This window comes from uncultured Microbacterium sp., from assembly GCF_937927635.1.
Taxonomy (GTDB): Bacteria; Actinomycetota; Actinomycetes; order Actinomycetales; family Microbacteriaceae; genus Microbacterium.
This window is the reverse complement of sequence record NZ_CALBRW010000023.1, coordinates 52,211-59,394: the sequence shown is the minus strand read 5'-3', so window position 1 is coordinate 59,394 and position 7,184 is coordinate 52,211. Positions and strand designations below refer to the sequence as shown.

The window sequence follows — 7,184 nt, the reverse complement described above, 5'->3', positions numbered from 1 at the left end:
CCTCCTCGACGGCGGCGTGCGCGCGGGCGATGGCGCCGGGCTCGTGCAGGGCGAGACGGACGACGTCCAGGTCGCGGCCGCCGGCGGACTGCGGGGCCAGGGCGACGGTGGCGTGGGTCTCGGCGTTGGGAGCCAGCTCGGCCAGCGTGCGACGCAGCGCGTCGACCAGCAGCGGCAGGCTCACGCCCGACTCGGCGGCCTTGATCTCGTCGATGCCGACGTAGAGGGCGAAGCCGCGGGGCGAGCGGATGGAAGGCAGATCGGCGGCGGCGTCAGCGGCGGAGATGATCCGGACCGGGGCGGTGATGGGACGCTCGAGAAGTGCGGAGTTCGACATGATGATGCTCCTTGTGAAGGATGCGAGCCGTCGGGGCTCTGGAGGTGTTGCACGAATGACCGGGATGAGCCGGTAGGGGAATGAGCGCTGCGGGTGGGCGCTCACAGATCCGCCCCTCAAGATGAGAAGGGCGAGACAGATAGATCTGTTCGGTTGCGCCTTAGCAACACATTCGGCAACACATGCCAACGCAGCCGGGCATCATCATGCCGGCAGTCCTGTTCGCCTCCTGGGCGGACAAAGGGCTTGCGCTGGTGGTCATGGGGCTGATTATTTCCCAACATGTCCCTCTGTGTCAAAACGACCCGATCCCGCCTTCGTCACACGACGTAACGTGGAGGTGTGAATCTGCTACCGGATGCTTCCGAGTTCGTGCTGACGGACGAGAGAGATGCCTCGCGCTACGCGCTGCGACGAGACGGCGTGCTGGTGAGTGTGCTGGACTACCGCGATGACGGTCGCACTGTCGCGCTGACCAGGGCGTTCACCATTCCTGCCTTCCGCGGACATGGCTACGCCGGGCAGGTGGTGGAGGGCGCGGTGGCCGACATCGAGTCCCGCGGCGACCGGGACGTGGATGCCGTGTGCTGGTACGTCGCGGACTGGTTCGAGGCGCACGCCGACAAGAGATTCCTGCTGCGGGCGCGCTGAGTCCCTTCCGCGGGCACGCCGCTCTCGCTCGAGTCGGCACGCCTCGGCGCCGATGTCGGAGGCCCTCCGTACGGTGTGAGTATGCGAATCCTGCACACCTCCGACTGGCACATCGGCCGCACGTTCCACGGGCACTCCACGCTCGCGGCGCTGGCCGAGGTGCTCGATGCGCTGGTCGCGCAGGTGCGCGAGCACGAGGTCGACGTGGTGATCGTCGCCGGTGACGTGTTCGACTCGGCCACGCCCGCGGCATCCGCCTACACCCTTCTCGACGACACGCTGATGGCGCTGCACGAGACAGGCGCTGTCGTGATCATGACCAGCGGCAACCATGACTCCGCCGCGCGCCTCGGCTTCCACTCGCGACTGCTGCGCGACGGCATCCACGTGCTGACGGATCCGCTCTCGATCGCGATGCCCGTCACCGTGGAGGATGAGCACGGTCCGGTGCGGTTCTTCGGCATCCCGTACCTGGAGCCGGCCATCGTGCGCGGGCTGTGGCCGGATGCCGTGCTGCGCACTCAGGCGCAGGTGATGACCCACGCCATGGGTCTGGTACGGGAGGGCATGGCCGCGCACGAGGGCCGTTCGGTGGCCGTCGCGCACTGCTTCGCCGCGGGGGTCGACCCCACCGCGGGGCTGGAGCGGGAGGTGCGCCAGGGCGGGCTGGACGTGGTGCCGCTGGCAGCCTTCGACGGGCCGGACTATGTCGCGCTCGGCCACATCCACGGACGCCAGCAGCTCAGCGAGCGGGTGCGGTACTCGGGCGCGCCGCTGCACTACAGCTTCGGCGAGCAGCACAAGGAGCGCGGTTCGTGGCTGGTGGAGCTGGATGCCGATGGCCTGGCCTCCACGCAGTGGCTGGCGCTGCCGGTTCCGCGCGCACTCGTCACGCTCACCGGCACTCTCGACGAGATCCTCTCCGACGTGAACGCCGAAGCCCACGCGGATGACTGGGTGTGCGCGGTCTACACCGACCCGGTGCCGCAGCACGAGCCCATGCGCCGGCTGCGCGAGCGGTTCCCGTTCTGCGCTCTGGTGCAGCACCAGCCCGAGGGTGCGGATGCCGAGGACGACCGCTCCTACGCGCAGCGGCTGCGCACGGCCGTCACCGACGTCGAGCGCATCGAGGCGTTCCTCGAGCACGTGCGCGCCGGGCAGGGCGCGACCGAGCGCGAGGCCGAGCTGATCCGAGAGGTGCTCGACGATCAGGTGCGCGCCGAGGCGCTCGTCTGATGCACCTGCATCGTCTGGAGGTCGAGGGATTCGGACCGTTCCGCGCGCGCCAGCAGGTCGACTTCGACGCATTCGCCGACGATGGCATCTTCCTCATCGCCGGGCGCACCGGCGCCGGCAAGTCGTCGATCCTGGATGCCGTGTGCTTCGGCCTGTACGGCGGAGTGCCCCGGTACGACGGCGGCGAGAAGAGGCTGCGCAGCGATCACTGCGAGCCCGATGACGACACCTCGGTGATGGTGGAGTTCAGCACGACGGCCGGGCGCTTCCGGGTGACTCGCTCGCCCTCGTACGAGCGGCCTGCCAAGCGCGGCGGCGGCATGACCACGCAGCAGCCCTCTGCACTGCTGGAGCAGCAGGTCGATGGCGAATGGATCGGCCACGCTGCCCGCGTGGTCGATGTGGCGCATGAGCTCGACGAGATCCTGCAACTGAGCCAGGAGCAGTTCCTGCAGGTGATCCTGCTCGCGCAGAACAGGTTCGCCGACTTCCTGCTGGCCGACAGCAAGGAGCGCCAGGCGCTGCTGCGCAGGCTGTTCGGCACCGAGCGGTTCTCCGACTACCAGGCCCGGTTCGACGAGCGGCGGCGCGCGGCCGAGAATGCGCTCAGTTCTCGGCGCGCGAAGGTGGACGCGAAGCTCGACGAGGCTGAGCGGGTGACCGCCGAAGCCGAGCTGTGGGGCGAGGACGCGGATGCCGCACCCGATACGACGGATGCCCGCATCGAGCGCCTGCGTCGGGCGATCACCCGTGCGGACTACCAGGTGGAACGGTTCGGCACCGAGCGTGACGCGGCGGAGAAGGCGCTCAGTGCGGCGGATGCTGCACTGGCCGATCTGAAGGAGCAGCGGCAGGGCCAGGTGGACCGCGACCGCGCTCGTGCGGCACTGGCCGAGCTGGACGCGCAGGCCGAGGAGATCGCCGCCGCTGCGATCCGGCGGGATCGCGGACGCGCGGCCGAGGCCCTGCGGGCGCTGATCACGGCGGCATCACGGACGCTCTCCGCAGCCGAGTCGGCCGCGCAGGCGGAGGCGGATGCTGTCGAGGCGGCCACCGCGGAGGGCGTTCCGTCACCCCCGGACGTCGCCACCGGGTCGCCGAGCCCGGATCCGGGGTCCCTGAGCCTGTCGCCTGTACTGAGCGAGCGTCAGCGAGACGAAGTGAAGGGTGGCGCATCCGATCACACGGACTTCACGTCGCATTACCGCACCTGGGCCGCCGACCGCACGCGCGAGAGCGGTGCGTGGCAGCGCGCGGCCGAGCTCGAGGCATCCGCTCTCCAGCGCAGCAAGGAGCTCGCGACGAGCCGTGAGGCGGAGCGCGCGCTGAGCGCCGCGCTCGAGGCGGTCGACCTCGAACGCGAATCCCTCCCTGAGCGGCTGTCGCAGCTCACCGCTCGTCGCGACACCGCCCGCACCGAGGGCGCGCTGGCCGAAGCAGCCTCCAGAACCGTCGCAGACGCGGAGGCACGAGCCGCAGGCGTACTCGACGTCGAGCGGCTCACCGGCGAGCTCGCCGCAGCAGCCCGCGCGGAATCCGAGGCGAGCGATGCGCACACCCGCGCTCAGGCGGAGCTGTCCGCGCTGCGCAGGCGCAGACTCGACGGTTACGCCGGCGAGCTGGCCGAGGCGCTGGTCGCGGGGGAGCCGTGCGCGGTGTGCGGTTCCGTCGAGCATCCGTCGCCCGCCGCGCACGTGGATCCGGTGACGGCGGAGGACATCACTGCGGCGGAGGCTGTTCGCGATGCGGCGGCGAACGCCGAGCGACAGGCGTCGGCCGCGGTTTCCACGGTGACGGCGGCCCGTGCTGCTGCGACGGAGCGCGCGGGTGGACGCACGGCCGAGCAGGCCGCCGAGGAGCTCGCACAGGCCCGCGCCGCGCACGAGGCGGCGCTGCAGGCGGCGGAGCGCGCGCAGACGCTCACGACCGAGCTCGATGCTCTGCGGCAGGATGCGGCCGATGTCGAGGCGCGACGCGCCACGGCATCCGATTCCCTGGGCGCGGCCCGCACCGCACTGTCACTGATCCAGCAGCGCATCGCCGACGCTGATCAGGCGATCGCCGAAGCGCGGGGCGACTACTCGACCGTCGCCGAGCGCGTGGCCGAGGCTCAGCGGCAGATCGCGGCGGCGGCAGCCGTGGCCGATGCGATCGACGCGAACGCAGAGGCCGCGGAGCGTGCGGGCGAGGCCCGTCTCGAGCGCGATCAGGCCATCGACGCCTCCGACTTCGACGATGTCGCGGCGGCGGAGGACGCCCTGCTGCCGGCATCCGAGATCCAGGCACTCGACGAGCGGGTCACCGCGCATCGCGTGGCACGGGAGAAGGAGCGTGCGCTGCTGCTCGACCTCGAGCTGAGGACGCTGCCCGAGGAGTCGATCGATCTCGCACCCGCGCGGGAGAGTGCCGCCACCGCCCGCGCGGCCTGGTTGCGGGTCGTCGATCAGGACAGCCGGGCTCGCGCTGTGCAGTCCACGCTCACGTCCACCGTCGCTGCCGCGGCATCCGAACACGCGGCCTCGGCTGCCGAGGCCGAAGAGTTCGAGGTCCTGCGGGGCCTCGCCGACACGCTCGCCGGACGCTCCGGCAACACCCACAAGATGAACCTCGAGACGTTCGTGCTGGCCGCCGAGCTGGAGGAGATCGTCGCGGCCGCCAACCTGCGCCTGCGGGACATGTCCGCCGGCCGCTACGAGCTGCAGCACTCCGATGCCCTCGCCGCCCGCGGCAAGGCATCAGGGCTCGGCATCGTCGTCTTCGACGCGTTCACCGGGCAGAGCAGGCCCGCCAAGTCGCTGTCCGGCGGCGAGACGTTCCTGTCATCCCTCGCGCTGGCACTGGGACTGGCCGAGGTCGTCACCTCTCGCGCAGGCGGCATCCAGCTCGACACCCTGTTCATCGACGAGGGCTTCGGATCGCTCGACGCCGACACCCTGGAGACCGCGATGCGCACCCTCGACGAGCTGCGTCAGGGCGGTCGAACGGTCGGCGTGATCAGTCACGTCGAGGCGATGCAGGAGCAGATCCCCGCGCAGCTGACCGTGCGCGCACTGCCCGACGGGCCCAGCGTGATCGACGCCCCGCGGGGCTGAGCTCGCGCAGGCATCGGTGGCGGCAGCTCCGCGCGGCACTTCTCTCCTGCACGGCTCTTCCCGATCCGTGCGGCTCTTCCTGACCCGCGCGGCTCTTCCCGACCCGCGCTGCTCTTCTCGATCCGCGCGGCGCGTATATGCGCAGCGCGAGCCGATTTCTGCAGCGCGAAGCGCGGGAACTGTCAGGAACTGCAGCGCGAAGCGCGGGAGCTGTCAGAAACTGCAGCGCGAAGCGCGGGAACTGTCAGAAACTGCAGCGCGAAGCGCCGCGCGACCTCAGAAGTCGTACTCGCGCTGCACGAAGTCCCACAGCTGCGCGCTGCACGCCGCCACGACCTCGTCCCACACCTGCGTGGCGCCGTCCTGCGCGCGATCGGAGACAACCCGCAGCACCCGGATCGGCACGCCGAACTGCTGCGCGACCCACACGAACGCGAACGTCTCCATGTCCACCAGGACGCCGCCCAGCGAGCGGATGCGCGCTGTGGCATCCGCGTCGTCGACGAAGATGTCACCGGTCGCGATCGTGACGCCCTCCCGGCCCGTCTCCACGCGCGCGGGCAGCGACACATGCCGGCCGACCACGCCGTCCAGATCCTGCACATCGTGCTGGATCGCGGCGGCGACGTCGTAGATGCCCGACTCCACGTCGTCGCTGACCGTGCCGGCCGTGCCGACGACGACGATCTCGTCGTACGGGTCGCCGGCGTCCCGAGCCTCCAGCGCCCTTGTCAGGCCGAACGCCGCCATGAGCTTGCCGGGTCCGGTCACCAGGCGGTCGAATCCGGCGAGCCGAGCGGGGAACGCCTGGAGCTCGGATTCGAGGGCGGCGACGAGAAGTTTCACACAGACATTCTGTCAGGGCGGATCGGTGGGGGAGACTGGATGCAGGCAGAAGGAGGCCCCGTGACCCTGCAGCAGAAGATCGCCGAAGAGCTGGGCGTGAAGCCCGAGATCGATCCCGCAGCCGAGGTGGAGACGAGAATCGCGTTCCTCGTGGACTACCTGCACGCCACCGGCGCGAAAGGGTATGTGCTGGGCATCTCCGGCGGGCAGGACTCCACCCTCGCGGGCCGGCTCGCACAGCTCGCCGTCGAACGCGTTCGTGACTCTGGCGGCGAGGCGCAGTTCGTCGCGGTGCGGCTCCCGTACCGGGTGCAGGCGGATGCCGCGGATGCCGAGGCCGCCATCGACTTCATCGCCGCGGACCGCTCGCTGACCATCAACATCCAGCACGGCGTCGACGGGCTGGAGCAGGACATCGCCGAAGGGCTCGGCGAGCGGCTCACGGACTTCAACCGCGGCAACATCAAGGCCAGGGTGCGCATGGTCACGCAGTACGCGCTGGGCGGCCACGCCGGCCTGCTGGTGATCGGCACCGACCACGCGGCCGAGGCCGTCACCGGCTTCTACACGAAGTTCGGCGACGGGGCGGTCGACATCACCCCGCTGGCCGGCCTGGACAAGCGGCAGGGACGGATGCTGCTGCAGCACCTCGGTGCGCCGGAGCGGCTGTATCTGAAGGTGCCCACCGCCGACCTGCTGGACGGCACACCCGGCCGTGCCGACGAGGACGAACTGGGCCTGTCGTACGAGCAGATCGACGACTACCTCGAAGGCCGCGCGGTGCCCGCGGAGGTCGCCGAGCGCATCGAGGGCAAGTACCTCGCCACCAGGCACAAGCGGCACCTGCCCGTGACCCCGTGGGATGCCTGGTGGCGCTGAGCCGGTTCGCGAGCCCCGTTCGGACGCCGCGGCGTGACCGGAGCTGACGCACCCTCCGGCGGGTCCCGCCGGGGGAGGGTCCCGTGGACGGCAGTCGGCGCGATCGTGCCGGGCACGGCGGTGGCGACGATCGCGGGATGCTG

5 protein-coding genes and 1 pseudogene are annotated in these 7,184 nt (G+C 70.7%); 4 read left to right on the top strand and 2 right to left on the bottom strand.

Annotation, left to right across the window (positions count from 1 at the left end; all coding sequences use genetic code 11):
• Positions 1 to 337 (bottom strand): annotated as a pseudogene (locus tag Q0568_RS11550) (winged helix family transcriptional regulator); the annotation flags it as partial.
• Between the two features lie 342 nt (positions 338 to 679).
• On the opposite strand from Q0568_RS11550, the gene Q0568_RS11545 reads away from it, so the two are divergent.
• From Q0568_RS11545 to Q0568_RS11535, 3 genes are all read left to right on the top strand, one after another.
• The gene (locus Q0568_RS11545) at positions 680 to 988 is read left to right on the top strand and encodes a GNAT family N-acetyltransferase (protein ID WP_298866602.1); all 309 of its coding nucleotides are present in this window, start codon (positions 680 to 682) and stop codon (positions 986 to 988) included.
• Positions 989 to 1,069: 81 nt separating this feature from the next.
• A complete protein-coding gene (locus tag Q0568_RS11540) occupies positions 1,070 to 2,224 on the top strand; it encodes an exonuclease SbcCD subunit D (RefSeq protein ID WP_298866600.1) in 1,155 nt (384 codons plus the stop codon).
• Entirely contained in the window at positions 2,224 to 5,316 is a 3,093-nt protein-coding gene (locus Q0568_RS11535; protein WP_298866598.1) for an SMC family ATPase, read from the top strand. The genes Q0568_RS11540 and Q0568_RS11535 overlap by 1 nt, the downstream gene beginning before the upstream one ends.
• A 276-nt stretch (positions 5,317 to 5,592) precedes the next feature.
• Here Q0568_RS11535 and Q0568_RS11530 read toward each other — a convergent pair whose 3' ends face one another.
• A complete protein-coding gene (locus tag Q0568_RS11530; RefSeq protein WP_298866594.1) occupies positions 5,593 to 6,162 on the bottom strand; it encodes a nucleoside phosphorylase in 570 nt (189 codons plus the stop codon).
• Between the two features lie 60 nt (positions 6,163 to 6,222).
• Here Q0568_RS11530 and nadE point away from each other — a divergent pair, with 60 nt between their 5' ends.
• Complete coding sequence (gene nadE, locus Q0568_RS11525) at positions 6,223 to 7,041, top strand: ammonia-dependent NAD(+) synthetase (RefSeq protein ID WP_298866592.1); 819 nt, start codon at positions 6,223 to 6,225, stop codon at positions 7,039 to 7,041.
• Positions 7,042 to 7,184 lie beyond the last annotated feature (143 nt).